The sequence below is a fragment of the Alteromonas sp. AWJ4_199 genome, assembly GCF_056159165.1.
In genome coordinates this window covers 1,389,196-1,407,377 of the sequence record NZ_JBSWUR010000001.1, presented here as the reverse complement: position 1 = coordinate 1,407,377, position 18,182 = coordinate 1,389,196, and the positions used below count along the sequence as shown (strand labels likewise).

General features: G+C 42.6%; 19 protein-coding genes and 1 tRNA gene. 16 read left to right on the top strand and 4 right to left on the bottom strand.

Annotated features, from left to right (window positions below):
- Window positions 1-64: 64 nt before the first annotated feature.
- Complete coding sequence (locus ACXAER_RS06140) at window positions 65-718, bottom strand: sulfotransferase family 2 domain-containing protein (protein ID WP_474827563.1); 654 nt, start codon at window positions 716-718, stop codon at window positions 65-67.
- Between the two features lie 287 nt (window positions 719-1,005).
- On the opposite strand from ACXAER_RS06140, the gene ACXAER_RS06135 reads away from it, so the two are divergent.
- The 3 genes from ACXAER_RS06135 (at window position 1,006) to ACXAER_RS06125 (ending at window position 3,064) form a co-directional block, all read left to right on the top strand.
- Window positions 1,006-1,902 carry a hypothetical protein gene (locus tag ACXAER_RS06135; RefSeq protein ID WP_474827561.1) on the top strand — a complete coding sequence of 299 codons (897 nt, stop codon included), beginning with the start codon at window positions 1,006-1,008 and terminating at the stop codon, window positions 1,900-1,902.
- Between the two features lie 45 nt (window positions 1,903-1,947).
- Complete coding sequence (locus tag ACXAER_RS06130) at window positions 1,948-2,103, top strand: hypothetical protein (RefSeq protein ID WP_474827559.1); 156 nt, start codon at window positions 1,948-1,950, stop codon at window positions 2,101-2,103.
- A 181-nt stretch (window positions 2,104-2,284) separates the two neighbouring features.
- Window positions 2,285-3,064, top strand: coding sequence for a hypothetical protein (locus ACXAER_RS06125; protein WP_474827557.1), 780 nt, complete (start codon window positions 2,285-2,287; stop codon window positions 3,062-3,064).
- Window positions 3,065-3,155: 91 nt separating this feature from the next.
- On the opposite strand, the gene ACXAER_RS06120 is transcribed toward ACXAER_RS06125, so the two are convergent.
- On the bottom strand, window positions 3,156-4,748 hold the full coding sequence (locus ACXAER_RS06120; RefSeq protein WP_474827555.1) for an ABC-F family ATPase: 1,593 nt from the start codon (window positions 4,746-4,748) through the stop codon (window positions 3,156-3,158).
- 525 nt (window positions 4,749-5,273) lie between these two features.
- On the opposite strand from ACXAER_RS06120, the gene ACXAER_RS06115 reads away from it, so the two are divergent.
- From ACXAER_RS06115 to ACXAER_RS06100, 4 genes are all read left to right on the top strand, one after another.
- Window positions 5,274-5,654 (top strand): PA2779 family protein, encoded by a 381-nt coding sequence (locus ACXAER_RS06115; RefSeq protein ID WP_118490142.1) that lies wholly within the window; start codon window positions 5,274-5,276, stop codon window positions 5,652-5,654.
- A gap of 4 nt (window positions 5,655-5,658) precedes the next feature.
- Window positions 5,659-6,588, top strand: coding sequence for a PA2778 family cysteine peptidase (locus ACXAER_RS06110; protein WP_474827552.1), 930 nt, complete (start codon window positions 5,659-5,661; stop codon window positions 6,586-6,588).
- A gap of 79 nt (window positions 6,589-6,667) precedes the next feature.
- Window positions 6,668-7,081 carry a hypothetical protein gene (locus ACXAER_RS06105; RefSeq protein ID WP_474827550.1) on the top strand — a complete coding sequence of 138 codons (414 nt, stop codon included), beginning with the start codon at window positions 6,668-6,670 and terminating at the stop codon, window positions 7,079-7,081.
- 278 nt (window positions 7,082-7,359) lie between these two features.
- Window positions 7,360-8,466, top strand: a complete 1,107-nt coding sequence (locus ACXAER_RS06100) for a mechanosensitive ion channel family protein (RefSeq protein WP_474827548.1) — start codon at window positions 7,360-7,362, stop codon at window positions 8,464-8,466.
- A gap of 64 nt (window positions 8,467-8,530) precedes the next feature.
- Here the strand turns inward: ACXAER_RS06100 and ACXAER_RS06095 are convergent, their stop codons facing one another.
- Together ACXAER_RS06095 and ACXAER_RS06090 are read right to left on the bottom strand one after the other, a co-directional pair.
- A complete protein-coding gene (locus ACXAER_RS06095; protein ID WP_474827546.1) occupies window positions 8,531-9,718 on the bottom strand; it encodes an MFS transporter in 1,188 nt (395 codons plus the stop codon).
- 162 nt (window positions 9,719-9,880) lie between these two features.
- Window positions 9,881-9,957: transfer RNA gene (locus ACXAER_RS06090), tRNA-Ile, on the bottom strand.
- A 426-nt stretch (window positions 9,958-10,383) separates the two neighbouring features.
- Here ACXAER_RS06090 and ACXAER_RS06085 point away from each other — a divergent pair.
- The 9 genes from ACXAER_RS06085 (at window position 10,384) to ACXAER_RS06045 (ending at window position 18,182) form a co-directional block, all read left to right on the top strand.
- Window positions 10,384-11,193, top strand: a complete 810-nt coding sequence (locus ACXAER_RS06085; RefSeq protein WP_474827544.1) for an MbnP family protein — start codon at window positions 10,384-10,386, stop codon at window positions 11,191-11,193.
- Between the two features lie 189 nt (window positions 11,194-11,382).
- Window positions 11,383-11,712: a hypothetical protein gene (locus tag ACXAER_RS06080; RefSeq protein WP_474827542.1), complete on the top strand. Its 330-nt coding sequence runs from the start codon at window positions 11,383-11,385 to the stop codon at window positions 11,710-11,712.
- Window positions 11,713-12,063: 351 nt separating this feature from the next.
- Window positions 12,064-12,390, top strand: a complete 327-nt coding sequence (locus ACXAER_RS06075; RefSeq protein WP_474827540.1) for a DUF3718 domain-containing protein — start codon at window positions 12,064-12,066, stop codon at window positions 12,388-12,390.
- Window positions 12,391-12,528: 138 nt separating this feature from the next.
- Window positions 12,529-13,314: a LytR/AlgR family response regulator transcription factor gene (locus ACXAER_RS06070; RefSeq protein WP_474827538.1), complete on the top strand. Its 786-nt coding sequence runs from the start codon at window positions 12,529-12,531 to the stop codon at window positions 13,312-13,314.
- Window positions 13,315-13,398: 84 nt separating this feature from the next.
- Window positions 13,399-13,800, top strand: coding sequence for a CidA/LrgA family protein (locus ACXAER_RS06065; RefSeq protein WP_474827536.1), 402 nt, complete (start codon window positions 13,399-13,401; stop codon window positions 13,798-13,800).
- Window positions 13,797-14,507 (top strand): LrgB family protein, encoded by a 711-nt coding sequence (locus tag ACXAER_RS06060; protein ID WP_474827534.1) that lies wholly within the window; start codon window positions 13,797-13,799, stop codon window positions 14,505-14,507. The genes ACXAER_RS06065 and ACXAER_RS06060 overlap by 4 nt, the downstream gene beginning before the upstream one ends.
- Window positions 14,508-14,785: 278 nt before the next feature.
- Window positions 14,786-15,781, top strand: coding sequence for a response regulator (locus ACXAER_RS06055; RefSeq protein ID WP_474827532.1), 996 nt, complete (start codon window positions 14,786-14,788; stop codon window positions 15,779-15,781).
- Entirely contained in the window at window positions 15,781-16,293 is a 513-nt protein-coding gene (locus tag ACXAER_RS06050) for a PAS domain-containing protein (RefSeq protein ID WP_474827530.1), read from the top strand. The genes ACXAER_RS06055 and ACXAER_RS06050 overlap by 1 nt, the downstream gene beginning before the upstream one ends.
- A 110-nt stretch (window positions 16,294-16,403) precedes the next feature.
- A complete protein-coding gene (locus ACXAER_RS06045) occupies window positions 16,404-18,182 on the top strand; it encodes an Lcl C-terminal domain-containing protein (RefSeq protein ID WP_474827528.1) in 1,779 nt (592 codons plus the stop codon).

Here is an 18,182-nt window from a genome sequence, read left to right as displayed (position 1 = left end):
TTTTTATCACAATACAGCCTAAGCTTCCGGTTCGATCATTATTGATCGTGCTCTTTACGCTTACCTATTCAAATGTGTAATTTAAAAGGGCGATATCTTTCTCAAAGTGGGTGGAGACTAGATCAATTAACGCACTATTATAGTAACGGCGGTAATCATCTCTGTTGTTTGCTTTTCGTCTGTGAGGCAGCGCTATATTGGGTAGTGCCAACTTATTGCAAATGTGCTCAAAATCGCGGTCTAATTGCTCATAACGCCCGATAAAATCAGTAAGCAACTGCCCATGAAGGTCGATAAGGTAATCCGTTTGCAGCTGAAGCGATGTGTCTATGTGGTACTGATAAGGGCGCGAATTATCAAATTTCCATTTCATAAAGCTTTCAAAATCATCATAACCTTGCATGACAGCAGGACGCTCTCGTTTAATGTGATGATAAGAGCTTACCTGTAAATCCCAAGGGTTTCGTACCACTGCAAATTTAAATAGCTGATTAAAGTACGCTTCGGGCAACATTTCTTTTGCAGCAATAATACGTGAGTGTCTAGGAAAACGGCTTCCAATTTTGTGTTCGGTCAATTGACTCATTTTATTGCAAATAAACTGAGGTACAGAATAACGATGGCCCCACCGATATTTACTGAGGGCGGCGCGAACACTGGTTCCACCGGTTTTGGCAATATGTACAAACAAGAATTGCTTACTATGAGATAACAGCACTGACTTCCCCGATTCGTAAAATGATATGCAGGTGATTTACGCGATGAAAATTTTCCTAACCTCAACTCAGTATGAGGAATGTTTATTACAGTGAGATTTAACGCAATATTGAAAGTTTAATAGTAAGTGATATTGCAGCTCTCATAGAAATCGAGCGTGATATAGTTCGCATCGACCACTTGTAGAGAAGGGAAGTAAGGTTGTATTACCTTTAGCGCCATTTTATGCAAAACCAGAAGAGTATAAATTTAGTATTAAGCTTGATGGCTTTTAAATAAGGAAGTGATATGAAATTCGTGACAAGGCTTGGTGCGCTGGTCGCTGTATCAATGCTTGCAGCAGGATGTGTAACACAAAAAGGTATGGACTCAACTGATAGTATGCCTACCGAATCGAATGTCGAAACAACAAGTTCAGTTGCTAAAACAGACAGCGAAGCGTTGAAGCAAGGCGTTAATACTTCAGGGCAAGAAAGCGAAAACGCAGCCGAAACTGCTGACAAGCCGGCAGAATTACCCAAGCAAAAAGTAGGGGTTTTCATTTACGTTAATGAATTTCCCTCGCATACTCATATTGGTACCACCAAGTTTAATAACTTCACGAAAGAGTATGCATACGACTGGCAACTAGCCTCTACGTTTTTTACCAAACTAAAGACAGCAATCGAACAATCAAACCGCTTTGAAGTGGTTGATGTAACGCCCAAAGTCAAAGGAGCATGGCAGCTAGATTTCGTGGTGAAGCAGAATGATAATTGGGCTTTTAACGAAAACCAAAATGCCCTTAGAAAGTCGCTGCTAGCTGACGGTGTTTCAAGGATCATTGTCGTCCAAGAGGCACCTACGGTAGCCATCACCGAATGCGGTACATATGGCTGCTCAGAACATGAGAGCAAAGGCGTTGGTTTATTTACACGAAGTTTTTTAGGAACCGATCATTACGTCGCGTCTGCTAGTTTTGATATAAGCTTTGAGCGCTTAGATAAACCTGTAGACATTGCAGTGCAACCCGAATTTAGCGAATTACAAGAGGACGCCACGAAGAATGTGCGCATTGAAGAATTTGTTCCACCTGAAAACTTCGATGAAGTCACAGAAAGCGAGTTAGCGCCTATCAAAAAATCAATTATTAGTTACTTCGACCGTGTAGCTGAAACGGTGGCCAAACACTTATCAAATCAGTAAACCTAATAAAATGTAAACTGGGCACTAAATCAAGTGCCCTTTTTTATGGTTTCCAATAAACCTAAAGGGGACGAAGGTAACGATTTTTGTATTTCTGCCTATCTGCAATTGCCTGATGAAGGTTCATTTCACCGATGGTCAAAAGGCGATATTTTAGAGCTTTTTTGTGAAAGAGGCTTATGGCAAGTTATTGGGCGATAGCTCATCAATTCTGGCTCGTGAAGTAATGAAAATGGAAGTACAAAACACATTGTTTTTGAAGAAAACTTATGCGATTTTATCGTGATTCCTATCCATACGTTGATAGTTAATAGAACTGAATTGGGATAGGGTGAGCTAACTGGGTTTAAAAATATAATAAAAAGGATGCAAAGGAACAAAGATGAAATTGCCGTTTAAGTTGTTTTCAATAGTTCTTATGGCCATTGTTGTGGCTGGGTGTGCGTCAACGTACGTGCCTCCTACAACAGGTTATAAAGCCCCTGAAAAAAGTAAGATTGGAGTTTTGGTTGTCGCTAAAGAGAACCCTAGCCATACCCATGTTGGTACGACGATATTTAATAATTTCAGTAAAGAGTATGAATACGATTGGGAGCTTAAAAAAAGCATTTTCAAAATTTTTGAGGATAAAATTGAGAGCGGAACGACATATGATGTTGTAGACATATCAAACCTTGTTTCTGAGAGCGATACGCTTACCTTTGTTGATGTGGTGAATAAAGAATGGGTATTTAACGAAAAGAGCGCGAGCACTAGAGAAAAGCTTTTCGCTCAAGGCATAACAGCGGTTGTTATAATTAAAGAGACATCCACGTTAGCAGCAATGGAGTGTGGCATGTATGGCTGCTCAGAACATTACAGCCAAGGTTATGGACTCTTTACTAGAAGCTTTTTGGGTCTAGATAACTACATGGCCTCAGCTAGCTTTGCCATTTCCATAGAAACCATTGATAAGCCAGTGGATATCACGCGATTAGAGCATGTAAAAGAAACTCAAACATATTTGGCGAAACACAAGCCATTAGAAGATTTTGCCGATCCCGCTGACTTTGAGAATATGACTGAAGAAGAGTTAGCCCCAGTGAAAGCTGCTCTTATCGAGTATTTCGATAACCTAGCGGGTATGACTCGACAGTTTTTAGTAGGAAACGAAGAAGTTTAAGGTCAATAAAGCATTAACCTAAATGCGATAAAAAAGACGTAAATATTAAGGTAGAAAAAAAGGGGCGTTGAACGCCCCTTTTTAACATTACTTAAGCGTTTTCTTTATGCGCCAAAAACTCTTCGTAGTTTCCATCGAAGTGATTCAGTTTCTTGTCTTTAATTTCGATGATTTGCGTCGCCAGTGACGAAACGAATTCACGGTCGTGACTAACAAAAATAACAGTGCCATCAAACTTGTATAGGGCATTGTTCAAGGCTTCAATCGACTCCATGTCCATGTGGTTAGTGGGTTCATCCATTACTAATACGTTGATGTCTTCAAGCATAAGCTTTCCGAACAGCAAACGGTTTTTCTCACCACCAGAACATACCTGCACGCGTTTGTTGAAGTCGTCAGACGTAAATAGCAAACGTCCTAACATACCTTTTATTTGAAGGTCATCGTGTTTGGGGCTGCGCCATTGGCTCATCCACTCAAACATAGTGATATCTTCGGCAAAGTATTTAGCATTGTCCTGTGGAATGTAGCCAATCGCAGCGTTTTCAGCCCACTTATAGCTACCTGCGGTAGGTTCAATGTCATTAACCAAACACTTCAAAAGTGTGGTTTTGCCAGCGCCGTTCTCACCAATAATCGCCAAGCGCTGACCTGCTTCTAATAGCAAGTTCGCATTGTCGAATAACGGAAGATCTGGATAGCTGTGTCCTAAGTCTTCAAGTGTAATAGCAAGTCGGTGAAGTTTCTTATGCTGCTTAAATACAATATAGGGCTTACGACGGCTAGATGCTTTTACTTCAGCCAGTTCAATTTTCTCAAGACGGCGGGCACGCGAAGTAGCTTGTTTAGCTTTCGATGCGTTAGCAGAGAATCGCGCTACGAAGCTCTGTAGTTCTTCAATTTCCGCTGACTTCTTGGCATTCTCTGCATGAAGCTGTTCTTGAACTAGCATGGCAGCTTGAATGTAATCGTCGTAGTTACCTGGGTAAACACGTAGTTCACCATAATCGATATCGGCCATGTGGGTGCATACAGAATTTAGGAAGTGTCTGTCGTGCGAAATAATAAGCATGGTCGATTTACGCTTATTAAGCTCTTCTGCAAGCCAACTGATGGTGTAAATATCCAAGTTGTTGGTTGGTTCGTCTAGAAGCAGAATATCAGGCTCGGCAAATAGGGCTTGGGCTAAAAGTACACGTACTTTTCTCCCTGGGGCCACTTCCTTCATTAAACCGAAGTGATAGTCTTCATCAATGCCTGCAGAGTTTAATATATCGCCTGCGCGTGCTTCAGCAGTGTAACCATCCATCTCGGCGAATTGGGTTTCCAAATCCGCTACGCGCATACCATCTTCTTCGCTCATTTCAGCCTTACTGTAAATAGCGTCGCGTTCTTGCTTAACTTCCCATAGTTCACGGTCACCCATGATCACGGTGTCAACCACACTGTATTCTTCGAAGGCAAATTGATCCTGACTTAAGATACCTAGCTTTGTGCCAGGCGCCATAGAAACGTTGCCCGACGAAGGGGTAAGTTTACCGCTTAGAATTTTCATAAAGGTAGACTTGCCACAACCGTTTGCGCCAATCAGGCCGTATCGGTTGCCGTTGCCGAATTTTGCGGAAATATTTTCAAATAATGGCTTAGAGCCAAACTGCATTGTGATATTTGCGGTGGTAATCAAAACAGGTATCCAGGGGTAAAACGATGAGAAGAGATAATAGTGAAAGCGGTTGTCACTTCACTAATATATAAAAGCGCGCGCACTATAAGGAATTGAGGGCTACATGTCGAGGGAATTTTGAACAGATTTTGCGCGGGCGTTATTAGAGAGCTGGGCGTAATATTTTTTTGCAGCATGTTGTTTAGGTTAACAGCAAGCAAATAATTCCAGCATAAAGAAAATATTACATAACAGTCAGCGCCCCGTGATGTATCAATGCAGAATTAACGAACAAAGCTTTGTTCACCACTTTCGCATAAAGGTTATTTAAATCATTATTTTAAATAGGAAAAAATGAAACATTGTCTGTTATGAAAAAGGCCTTTTTAGTTGGTCTTAATCTTGCTGTGCTTATCTACTGAAAATAAACCGCAGCGCGCAAATGCGTCTGCTGAATTAGTGCGAAGTTTTATTTCACTCTAGTTTATCGTGGGTTAGATAACGCAAAAGAAGAATAAAACTGTGCATTTCAAAGAGGGAAACATCATGAAATTTTTGAAAAAAATTGCGATTGGTTGCTTTTCGGCAACGGTTTTAATGTCTGGCAGTGTACACGCTGAAGCAATTAGCTCAGATTCCGTAATGCAAACCCAAGCCGCTCACTACAATAAGCAGCAGTTGATTGACATGGTTAACCGTTCAGACGTACAGAGCAAATTGGTAAGCTTAGGTGTAGATAGCAACCAAGCTATTGCGAGAATCAACGGCATGACCGACAGCGAAATTGCGCAATTAAATGATGAAATTAATCAAGCTCCAGCGGGTGGTGTTGTAGGTGCAGTGCTTACCGTGCTTGCTATTATCGCAATTTTGGACCTAATTGGTGTAACTGACGTTTACCCATTTATTCGTCCAGTGAACAGCTAATTGAATGATCAATTCAGTTAAAAAGGCCTGCGCGTTAGCAGGCCTTTCGCTTCTATTTTTGCTTTCAGGCTGTCAGTCCACACCTCAAGCTGACAAGCTGCGGCAAGAGGGACTTGCCTCTTTACCTGAATCCCACACTATTCAATCTGTTCCGTTTTTTCCCCAAGAGCAGTTTTATTGCGGGCCTACTACGCTATCTGAAGTGTTTGGTTACTATGGTGAAAGCACCTCTCCAAATGACATTGCGCCTAAGTTATTCATTCCCAATAAAGAAGGGAGTTTACAACTAGAAATGGTTAGCGCTACCCGACAATTTGGTTTTTTGCCATATACTGAGCGAGGGACACTATCGTCAATTATGTCGTTAGTTAAAGACGATATACCAGTGATTGTTTTTCAAAATTTGTCCATCCAGTTATTACCCCAATGGCACTACGCTGTTGTTATCGGGTTCGATAGTGATAAAGGTACGGTTACTCTGCATACAGGCCTTACGCCCAATCACGAAATGTCGCTTGAACTTTTTGAAAGAACGTGGGGAAGAGGAAATTACTGGTATTTGGCACCAGTCCCTCCTAATGTAACCTCGTCTGAGATGACACCTTTCACTTATGTAAGTGCGGCTTACGACATGCTTAAAGTGGGAGATAAAGCGCGCTCATTGGCGTTTTTGGAAACCGCGTCGCAAACTTGGCCAACGTACTGGTTAAGTTATTTCTTGATTGCTAATCATTACTTAGAGAAAAACGACAACCAAGCAGTGGCTTGGTTTAAGAAAGGCTATGAAGTGGGGCAGAATCAACATGTTTATGTTAACAACTACGTATTAGCTTTGCGACAAAATAATCTGCAAGCAGAAGCAAATGCTATTTTAAAGCAAGGGCTTGAGCGATTTCCTAACAATGAAGCACTTTTGAAATTGACTGATAAGTAATTTTAAATCTCGAGCGAGTTCGCATTTTCTACAATTTATCGGCTACTATTAATTTAGGAAGTAACCGTGAAGGTTGGCAATGTCGAAAAAACTAAGCTCATCAACAATCTCATATCAAAATGGAATAATCTTCAGTCGACTCCATGGCGCTTTCAATGAAAAAAGTGCCGAAGAATATAGTGAAAGTCTGTTTAAATTAGTCGTAGGACTTAATAAAAAGCCCTTTTCCCTTCTGGCGGACATCAGCCAAGTCGAGGGGGCGACTCCTGAGGCCTTCGACATACTCAAACGTATTATAAAACGCCTCCCTGAAATGGGATTAATAGCGAAAGCTTATGTCTATCGAGGACCTGTTATACGCGGAATAATGTTTCAGAGGATCCCCGAACTCAAAAATATGGATTATCTGTTTTTTACGGATATTGAAGACGCTTCTTCATGGTTGTCTCGCGAACATGAACGCAAATTAACTCTTCTTTCTGATTCGTACTAAGCCAGAAATAAGCTAATCACACGCTCAACTGTCTCATTTCTTAAATTTGGTTGGTGTAGTTAACCACTAACTGTAAATAGGCGCTTTGCTAGAGCCCTATAAAACCAAGCCCTATGTTGTGAGAATCGCACGTTTTTTATGGCGTTAGTTTGATTGCTCTCAAGTTGGATGAGCATTGTGAGTAAATAACTGGTGTGCCTTTTGCGTCTTCTTTCCCGTATTAACGTATAGCTTATGTTAAAGCGCCATACTTTCTTTACGCAGGAGCACCGTCAGCCGTGGATAGCCCCCAATTTCTTGAAAATAAGCAGGTACTAGCAATAGTCGGATTAGTCGGTATTGTTATTGTGCTTTTCATCATTAAACGCCTTATATTGGTGCGCTTGAAAGCCAAGGCTCGTTCCGAAAGCAGCAGCATGTCCGATATTTACCGCGTTCTTGTACTCTCTCTAAATGCACCGTTGAATTTACTGATTTGGGTCATCTTTCTGCTGTTAGTAAAAAGTATCGTTTCAGTATTTCAGATAGAAGATGAAAGGGCTATTGAGGCGTTAACCATTGTTATCGAGGCAGGTCTTATAATAACGCTGTTTCTTTTCTTCGAACGCTTTGTTACCTACTCGTTAAGCCGTTATCGCGACCAATCAACCATTGTGAAAAACACCAGCGCTATAGCTGGTGGTGCTGTAAGGGCAGTGTTCGCCGTACTCGCCATTTTAATTATTTTAAGCACAATGGGCGTATCGATAACGCCCATCGTTGCTTCATTAGGTATTACGTCACTGGCAGTAGCATTAGCCTTACAGCCAACGCTTGAAAATTTCTTCTCGGGTATTCAGTTGGTAATGGATAAACCCATTCGCATTGGTGACTTTGTTGAACTGGACTCGGGAGAACAAGGGTTTGTTGAGAAAATAGGGTGGCGCTCTACATGGGTTAGAATGCTGCCTAATAACATTGTAATCATGCCAAACAGTAAGCTTTCAAATTCCAAACTAATTAACTACTACTATCCCGAGCGCGAATTGTCGGTGCCCGTAGAAGTTGGCGTGCACTATAACTCTGATTTAGAACATGTTGAAAAGGTTTGTTTAGACGTAGCCAATACTATTTTAAAAGAGCACGAGTACGGTGTTAAAACCTATCAACCCTTCGTTATTTTTCACACCTTTGATAATTCAAGCATTAACCTAACCATAATGCTTAGAACCCGAGAGTATTTTAATCGCTTCTTTATTAAAAGTGCGTTCATAAAAATGCTGAAAAAACGGTTTGATGAAGAGGGGATCGTAATACCGTTCCCAATTACCGCGCTCAATATAGAGCAAGAAGGCGCAGCAAGTGTGTTGTCGTCAGCGAATGAGCACGAAAGGCCGCAAGGCTGAGCATAGGTAATGACGCTAGCGCATGGCTTTTCGATTGCATTGAGATCATCGGAAGCACAATTATCTAGTGCTTTTTCAAAGTGATGCAAATAGCGATACTGGCAATACTTAGCGCACAAGTCATTAAACTGAAAGCCTCGGTAGGCTCTAGCGTTAGTAATGTTACAGCGTAAGCGCCTATGGCGGCCCCTGTCAGGTGAAAAAAGCCAGTGAGTGCTGCTAAAAAACCGGCAGATGTTTCAGAATAGCCCAGCATGATAGTTACGCTACAAGGCATAGCAATGCCAATGAAGAAGAACGTGATATAGCAGTAAGCCAAAATACTGATTAACCCACTCTTTACGCTAAAGAAAACGGTCAATGCAAAAAGCACTGAAAGTGCTGCTAAACAGAAACTAGATACCTTAAATTTTTGCAAAGGCGACAAAGAAGTCAGCCGAATATTGAATACGCTGCCTACAACGAAAGATAAGGTGGCTAGCAGTGAGTAAACCGAGAACAGGGTTTTAGAAAGCACGAACTGTTGCATTACCATAGAGGGAGCAATGGTAATGAAGCAAAACACAATGCCATACAAAAGCCCGCTAGCCATGCCTACCGAGACAAGCTTTACTATTGTGCTTTTTATAAGTACTAACGTGTGACTAAAAACATTGGCAGATACCGGCGGCGTAAAATGACTAAGAATACTAGAGACTGAAAATAGCAAAAGTAGGGCAAGTAGCCCCATTACCAGCACGAAATAAAAAATAGCGGAAATACCCAAAGACTCGCCAATTATTGTACCTATTAGCGGCGCTATTGCTGGGGCAATAGCAAAGGCTATATTGATGAGTGAAAGTGAAGTGTTGAGCTGCTTTTCGCTAAATATTTGACGTGACAGCCCTCGCGATACTGATACGCCAACGCCCCCACCTAAGCCTTGCACCACACGACCTATGAGAAAAGTAGACTCTTCACTGGCAAGCGCCGCCACAAGCGTACCTGCAATAAATACTAAGATTCCGTAAAACAAAAATTTTTGCTTGTTTATGTAGTCACACACTATGCCAGACGCTAACTGTGAAACTGAGAACGCGACTAAAAACACGGCTACGCTTTGCTCAATTATGCTCACCTGACTGCCATACATGGTAGCTAAGTCAAAAAAGAAGGGGCTGTAAATGCTGGTAGAGACTTGGCCAAGAACAGACAAAATTGTGAAGGTAACCGTTAGCGAGTAAAACGCCTTGCGCGACATGGTGTACTTCATCTAATAAGAAACCGGTAACAAAGTAGACTAATTATAAAGATAGGCTACAGATGAGGTATTACAGTTTTAATAAAGGCGCTTTTTTTAAGTTTGAGTAGTAGTGTACAACGGATCTCATCATGGGAAAGGGGCGGTGTTATAAGTAGGTGGCGCTAGGGAAAATGGTGGCCCCACCCTGACTTGAACAGGGGACCTGCCGATTATGAGTCGGATGCTCTAACCAACTGAGCTATGGGGCCGTTTTGAGATGTGCTGTGTAATTATGTCTGCAAATTGTTCTGCATAACAACCACAAGCGAGCGCAAGTATAAGCAGTTTTATTTACCTTGTCACGCCTAGCTGATAGCTTTGTGAATTGTTTGCTTTATTTTTGTTCATTTTGTCGCTGTTTTGCTTGTTTTATGAATAGCGTTAGCAAACATTATTCGAAATCCAATACTTCCCCCCGCTTAAATACCAGAAAAGAGTACTGGGAGAAAAGCTAACACTTTCTTTGCCCTAATAACGCTTATTTACTCTTTTGGTATGTTAGCGAGCCTTGACTCACAAACGCTAAAAGAAGCACTATTGCGTTTAATAGTAGTGCGCTCATTTTATCGATTATGTGGTGGGTGAAAGTGCAGCGGTTTCTGGCTGCGGAATATTTGAAGGAATTATTGAAGTAAATGAAGTTACCTTTTCGCATGAAAGCTATATATACGTTGCTTTTCTCTACATTGCTTACATTGGTAGGGTGCGACGTGATTAACCTAAAAGGGCGCGAAGCGGGAGAAATACCCTTTAAACTTGTGGGTGTGGATACGGGCGCGTGCCCAATGATCATGAGCATTGGGCAGCAGCGTTGGAATATCGATTATTTCGGATTCTATCTTAGTAAACCCGAAGTGCGCATAGATGGAAAATGGCAACGGGTGAAGTTCAAGCAAACTCAATGGCAAACGCCAAATGAAGCACTGTTGAAGTTTCACAATAAGTGCAGCAACCCAGACGATGCTAACAGCAAAATAGTGTTAGATGTGTCAGAGGAACTCTTAAAGTTAGCAACTAACCTCCGTTTTACTATGGGGTTACCTTTTGATGTTAACCACGCTGATCCCCTTACTCAACAGACGCCCTTAAACGATAAGACGATGTTTTCGAGTCGTCAAAATGGACACCAGTTTTTAAGGCTGGATGTTTCAAAAAGTGGTAAAGAAACACGTAAATGGTCTTATCATTTGGGAAGCGTAGGGTGTTCATCTGAGTCAGCATCAGCGCCCCCTGAAAAGTCATGTGCATTTACTAATCGCGTAGAGTTTATTTTGCCAATGACTCAGTTAGATACTGACTTAGACTTGGAGGTTTCTGTTTCAAACATAGTGGCACAAGTTGATATAAACGAAGCTGAAAGCTGTGTTTTCAAGTCTCCTGAAACTAAGCCCTGTGAAAAGCTTATCCATAATCTCGTTTATAGACCGTGGATAAAATGGCAGTAAAATTTAAACAAACATAATTAAACACTAAAAATTAGCGATTTATTGCTCACATTTCGCAATTTATGTTTATACTTTGCACACATATATCAACCAAATGCTTATGTGCTGATTATTAACATCGTGATAGACTCGACGTTCACAATCTATGTTAATCATAAAAAAAGCAGGTAAGCGGTCGCGGAGATGAGAATGACTGAAAAACCCTTCATTACAAGTGGTCGAAACACCATCATTCATAAAATTAGAAAGTTAGATCTATTGGTTATCAATGGCGATGAAAACCCGCCAATCATTGTAACCTACAAAGGCATTAAGCAATACGAAGGTAAAGTACCTGAGAATAAGCGAGATGCGAAAATGATGGATATGGAACTAGTCGATGTAACGTCTAGCGATGTTTTCGGCGACGAAAAAACGTTAGTGTTTATTCAAACGCTAAATGGAAAAGAATATAAAATTGATTACTCGAAAATTGGTACGGGTATGTTTATTAAAATTCACCAAGACAGTATTTTCTAAAAGCAGAGCTACCTCTTGCAGGTAAGCCGGCTTTTAGCAAGGTGGGGTTAGGCAATCTGACCCCAATTGTTTGGCTCTTGAGAGTTAACACCTGTTATTACCCCCTACTGATTTAAGTTCTTCCGCTACTCCCTCTCACTTCCTGACTGTTTCAAAGTGTGTCTTCAGCGCGACTAATAACAGTTTAGGCAGATAGTTAAACCTTATCTTTTGTGCGCTTATCGCTACAACTCAGGTAACCGTATTTTAACGCTTCTGTAGCGTAAACATCATAAAACTTAACTAGGTTATGGGTGCGGCGACAAGTAGAGGTCGTCACCGCGTTGCCTAATACTATCAGAGGAAATTGTTATGTTTACGTTACGCCGTGTTACCCAAATCGCTTTACTAGGAACCACACTTTCTTTGACTGCTACTGCTGCTAATGCTGGCTCTTACCCAGCTGAGATAGAAGATAAGCTAATTGCTGTATGTGAAGCCGTAAAGAGCGATAGCCGCTTTAAACTACATCGCGCGGTAAAAGCAACAGGCTTAAATATGAGAGACCTGCACGAAGGTTTGGTTTGTAATGGCCAAGATATGTTGACCTTTGCGGCTACTCATAACGCTTCTAAGAATGCTCAGCATATCGCGCGCCGAGTAAATGCAAGCCCAAGCGTATTGACCGCTAAACGCTAATTTGAGTTTTTTGCCCTGGACTTAGGGCTATGTGATGCATAGCCCGTTTTTTTCATCTTTCTTCAGCTATTTCTTTAAACCGCAGCGCCATAGGGCCTAGCAAGTTATAGCATCAATTAAATTGCAAAGGGAGTGCAGATGATCTCATTAGTATTCTTACAATCTGCATCTAAGCAAGCTTCGCTTTGCAAAATCTTGAAGCAGCTAAATCTGTTTAGCAACGTGTTTGGGGCTGAGTCGGTGGGCCACTGTTTAGCTTTGGCTGAAAAGTACCCCCAATCAATCGGTTTCTATTCGGTTTCAAAGTCATGCCGTAATCTTGCTTCAAAGTATTGGTTGGCGGTGGGCGACAAGGATGAAGAAGCACTTCTGGCTTTCTCGCACAACGCATCGGGTTTCATTACACCGCCTTTTGAAGAGGACCAGCTAATACGTGCTATTGGATACGTTAAAAGTAAATTTGACTGTTTTGAGCGTGATTTTCAATTCAACGCAATGGTAAAAGGACTATGCAAACAATACGGTGTATCTAAACCTGCATTATTAGCGACATTACGCCAACAGTTAAGCAAGACTATCAAACCTCATGTGGTTAGCATTAGAACTGAAAATGGATGGTGTTGCTTAAATCCCGTCGATATTAAATGGATAGAAGCGGCAGGGGATTACATGTGTGTACAAACACTGTCTGAATGTTATGTGGTTCGCACAACCTTGTGTGAATTGCTGAAGCGTCTTGGCGAGCAGCATTTTAAGCGCTGTAATCGTTCAGTAGCGGTAAATGCCAAACACATCGCGCATTTAGATCAAAGGCTAAATCAGCAAAGAGTGGTTATGCAAGATGGCGAGATCTTTAAAATAACCCACAAGTACTACTATCAGTTTTGGCATGTCGAGGGCCAAGAAAATCAAGAAAGAACATAAGGCCCATAAGACCATAGTCCCGCTGGTGGTGGAACTCGCTAATCGTTACACTTAGTACTTTATACTTGAAAGCAAGGACAGAAAGTGCGAAATGTAAGTAACGCAGTAGTGGGGGCCATAGTGGTTTTCGCTGCGTATTATGCTGGGCTTTTCGCCGTTACCATGTTGGCGCTACCTATTCCAGGGCCATTGGTTGGGCTTTGTTTGCTGCTTGGTATGCTTTTCATATCTCCAAAGCTGGAAATGCCTACTGCTCGGTTTGTTACTCTTCCCTTAAAACATATGTCACTGTTTTTCGTTCCCGCCGTACTTGGTGTGTCTATTTACTGGGATGATATTCAAGCCAATGCGCTGTCAATCGCGATTGCTATTATCCTTACTACCTCATTGAGCTTAGGTGTCACGGCTTGGTTCGCACAGAAGCTGTTTTGTAGCAAACTGAATAGGGCTTCACGCACTTCACAAGCGGGTGGGAAGGCTGAATGATTGATGCGTTAAATCAAGCGTTTACCTTAGGTGGTTTATTGTGGCTCTGCATTTCGGTTGTCGGTTACATTATCGCGCTGCGGGTTAATAAAATATGTAACGGTCACCCAATCGCGCACCCCATTGTTTTTACGGCTGCTTTTGTTTCTGTACTTCTTTATTTGACTAACACCGAAGTTGTTGAATATCAGCACTCGGCATCATTACTTCATTGGCTATTAGGACCTGTGACTGTTGCGCTCGCATTACCAATTTATAGACAATGGCAGTGTTTAAAACACTACGGGTGGAGGTTAATAGTCAGTATTGGCTTTGGTGGAATAATTGCACCTGTTACCGCATGGCTCACGCTTTTTGCGTTAGATGCACCATCGGCGCTAAAAATGACCATGTTAGCTAAATCAATCACCACTCCTCTTGCGATGGAAGCCAGTGCTCACATCGGCGGAATTCCCGCGCTAGCAGCTGTTTTTGTTATCATTACAGGCATTGTGGGCGCTATTGTAGCGACCGGGGTATTCTCTGTATTTGACGTACGTGACCGACAGGCACAGGGCATTGCTTTAGGTACTGTTGCACATGCTATTGGAACCGCCAAATCAATACAAATGGGTGAGGACGTCGCCGCTATGGCTACCCTTGGGCTTTGTGTAAATGGAATATTTACGGCTTTGATACTCCCCCTAATTTTTGGAATTTTTGTTTAAACTTTTAGCCAGAGACTTCAAACTTATAGCTATGTTGCAAGCTGACAGTTAAATGTAAAACACGCTGGCAATATTCCCCAAAAGTGCTATTTCTTAGTGAGGTGTTTCGTATCACCATATACAGGTTATCTGTTTATAACGCCGATAGGGCACTACCGCTTACTGTACCTGAAGCAGAAATCATTACTTCAGTTCACAGTAATTGTGCCGATACAGTTGAAATTACTAGAAAATATCAGCGGCAGCTGGTTGTAAAAGCTAGGTGGTAAAAGAACTTAATGTTTTCAGTACTCGTATGTGACGACTCGTTAGTTGCGCGCAAGCAAGTGGCTAAGTGCCTTCCCCAAGATTGGGACGTAGCCGTGCACTTTGCAAAGAATGGCCAAGATGCTTTGACTGCGCTCGTCGATGGCAAAGGCGATCTTTTACTTTTAGATTTGAATATGCCAGTGCTTGACGGGTACGGCACTTTAGAGGCTATCCAACAGCGTGGTCTTAAAACGAAAGTTATCGTAGTGTCTGGTGACATTCAGCCGGAAGCGCACGAAAGAGTGACGTCGCTCGGGGCGTTGGACTTTATCCGCAAGCCTGTAGACCCCAAAAAGCTTGCTGAGGTTCTTGATAAATATAATATTCTTCACGCCGAAGAAGAAGAGCCAGAAGAAATTACGCCGCTTGACCCTGATATTCGCGATTGTTACCAAGAAATAACCAATATAGCGATGGGGCAGGCGGGCGATCACCTCGCGCGCACCATGAATGTCTTCGTAGAACTTCCCATACCTAATGTAAACCTAATTGAAGTATCTGAACTTCACATGATGCTTTCTGACATTGAAAGTCACGAACAAGTCACTGCAGTTTGCCAAGGCTTTTTGGGGCCGGGGGTAAGCGGAGAAGCGCTTTGTATTTTAAGCGATTCAAGCTTTGACGATGTTGCAAAGATTCTAAACGTTGAAGGTGAAGTAGATGACCAGCTTCAATTAGAGCTGCTTATGGATGCAGCTAGCATACTAATTGGAACCTGCCTGACTGGGTTAGCAACTCAAATGGATATTAACTTTAGCCAAGGTCACCCTATTGTGCTTGGTCAGCACCGTGCCATTACTGAAATTATTAGTATGAATCAAATTAAGTGGAAGCGAACATTGGCGATAGAGCTTAGCTATGGGCTTGAAGGCTATAACGTTCAATGCGATTTGATTTTGTTGTTCACGGAAGAATCCATGAAAATGATGAATTCAAAGCTTGCCCACTTGTTGGAGGATTTCTAATGAGCCAGCATTTAGATGAGTTACAAGAATTCCATTGGATGATGGACATGCTACAAACGGTAGATGTGGGGATTGTTGTACTTGATCGTAATTTTACCGTACAGGTATGGAATGGCTTTATGGAAAGTCATAGTGGACTTTTGCCGAGCGAAGTAAGAGATAAAACGTTATTTTCGCTCTTCCCTTCAATTAAGCAAGACTGGTTTATTAAAAAAGCTAAGCCCGTCTTCGACTTAAAAACTCGCGCTTTCATGACATGGGAGCAGCGTCCGTATTTATTCAAGTTTCCTAACTACCGGCCGATTACAGGTAGTGAGTCATTTATGTATCAAAACATCACACTATCTCCACTTACTTCCGCAACGGGAAAGGTGGACTTTATAAGTATGATGATCTACGACATGACTGATGTGGCGGTGGGTAAAAAACAGCTCGAGGCACTGCAAGTTACGATGTCCGAAGAGCAAGAAGCGAGATTAGTCGCGAGTAAATTAAAACACACCTTATCTTAACCACAATAGGTAATGCAGCAGAGGCTTATAGCCACTTTGCAATTTCATCTACATTGAGTTTTTCACGCACTACGCCTGAGGTTTTAGCATCAAGTGCGGCGGGAGTATGTATGCAATTAATCAAGTCTTCATTTTCAGGCTATTTACCACGTACTGTGGCGCGTGGGTTAGCCATTTTGGGCGGCGCATTTATTTTAGCTGCCTGCGGTGGTGGCGGAGGCGGCGATGGTGACTCGAGCGATGGTGGAACGGGCAATGATAATTTAGTGATAAATGCTGGCCCTGATGCAACAGTAACAGAAGGCGTAACTTACTCGCTTAGCGCAGAGGTGAGCGGAGGTGATGGCAATTACACGTATAACTGGAGTGCGTCTCCTTCGTTAACTATTACTCATGACGACACGAGTTCTTCAGCAGCAAGTTTTGTGGCACCGGTGGTTAATAGTGCCACTGAATATACGCTTACTGTTTCAGTTAACGACCAAGGTGGAAATACGGCAAGTGATTTTACTGTAATTACGGTCGCACCTGTGAACATTGCCCCCGAAGCCAGTATAGACGTTCCTGCATGGGACGGATTGCCTGCCAATACACTCCCAGGCGGAGTGGAAATTGTTTTTGACGGTACCGGAAGCAGTGACGCAGATTCTACTGCCACAGAAGGCGGAATCGCTGATTACGAGTGGACGCAAACCAGTGGTACTAACGTAATAACAGGTGTGGAAACTAACCTTTCTACTTTGACCATAGTAACGCCTATTGCCAACGATGCACAGCAGCTTACTTTTCAGTTAGAAGTGACCGACAGCGAAGGTGCGACTGATACTGATACCGTTACAGTCTCAGTACAAGCGGAAACTGAAACCTTGCCAGTTGTTGACGCAGGGTTTTCGCAGGGCGTTTTCAGTGGCGAAGTGGTTGTTTTAGAAGGCGAGGCCAGTACCAGTATTCCTAGTGCTTTACCGCTAATCTATTCGTGGGAGCGCAGTAATAATGTTTCTTCGAGCAGCGGGGCTACCGCTGACGCGACTAATCGCCCCGTAGATGATAGCGATGCACTATCCACATTTGCCATAGCACCTTCGGTATCGTCTTCTACCGTTGTGGCCTATACCCTCACTGTGACCGACGCCAACGGTAACAGCGTTGAAGATACGATTAACGTAAATGTACGCCCAATGCCTACGCCGCTTTTAAACGACACAGGCTTCTTACAGCAGGCTACCAATAACGCGTTAACCGAGGCGCAGCAAAACGACTTTCCTGGGCAGGACGGGCAGCGTGGCGCTGATATTATTGAGCAAAATGGCTTAATAGAAAAGGCTGGGCGTGGTAAAGCTGGCTTCGACTTCACGCGCTTAAACGCTAACGGTGATGAGCAAGATGCCAGTGCTGATACCTGGTCATGCGTTCGAGATAATGTAACCGGGCTAGTATGGGAAGTGAAAACTGACGATGGTGCATTTCAAGATAAAGACTATACCTATTCTTGGTACAGCGAAGAGGTAAATGGTGGTTTTGAAGGCGACCAGGCAGGCGTGAATGCAACGTGCTTACTGACCAACTGTAATACGTCAGCGTATGTTGCAGCAGTCAATGCGCAAGGCTTGTGTGGCTTTTATGACTGGCGTTTACCCACTCATCATGAACTATTTTCTTTAATGCACTTAGGCATTGCCGACGATGTTGCTATTGATGAAGATTATTTCCCTAATACAGGCGCAGTCTCTACCGAACCGCTTTGGTATTGGACATCCGTCCCTAGTGCAGACGGGGTAAATAGTGATGACGCGCAAAATGCATGGGCATTGGATTTTGACTCGGGCGTAGATAACTTTCTTAACAAGTCATCAGCGGCGCGTGTTCGTTTAGTAAGAGCAGGGAGATAG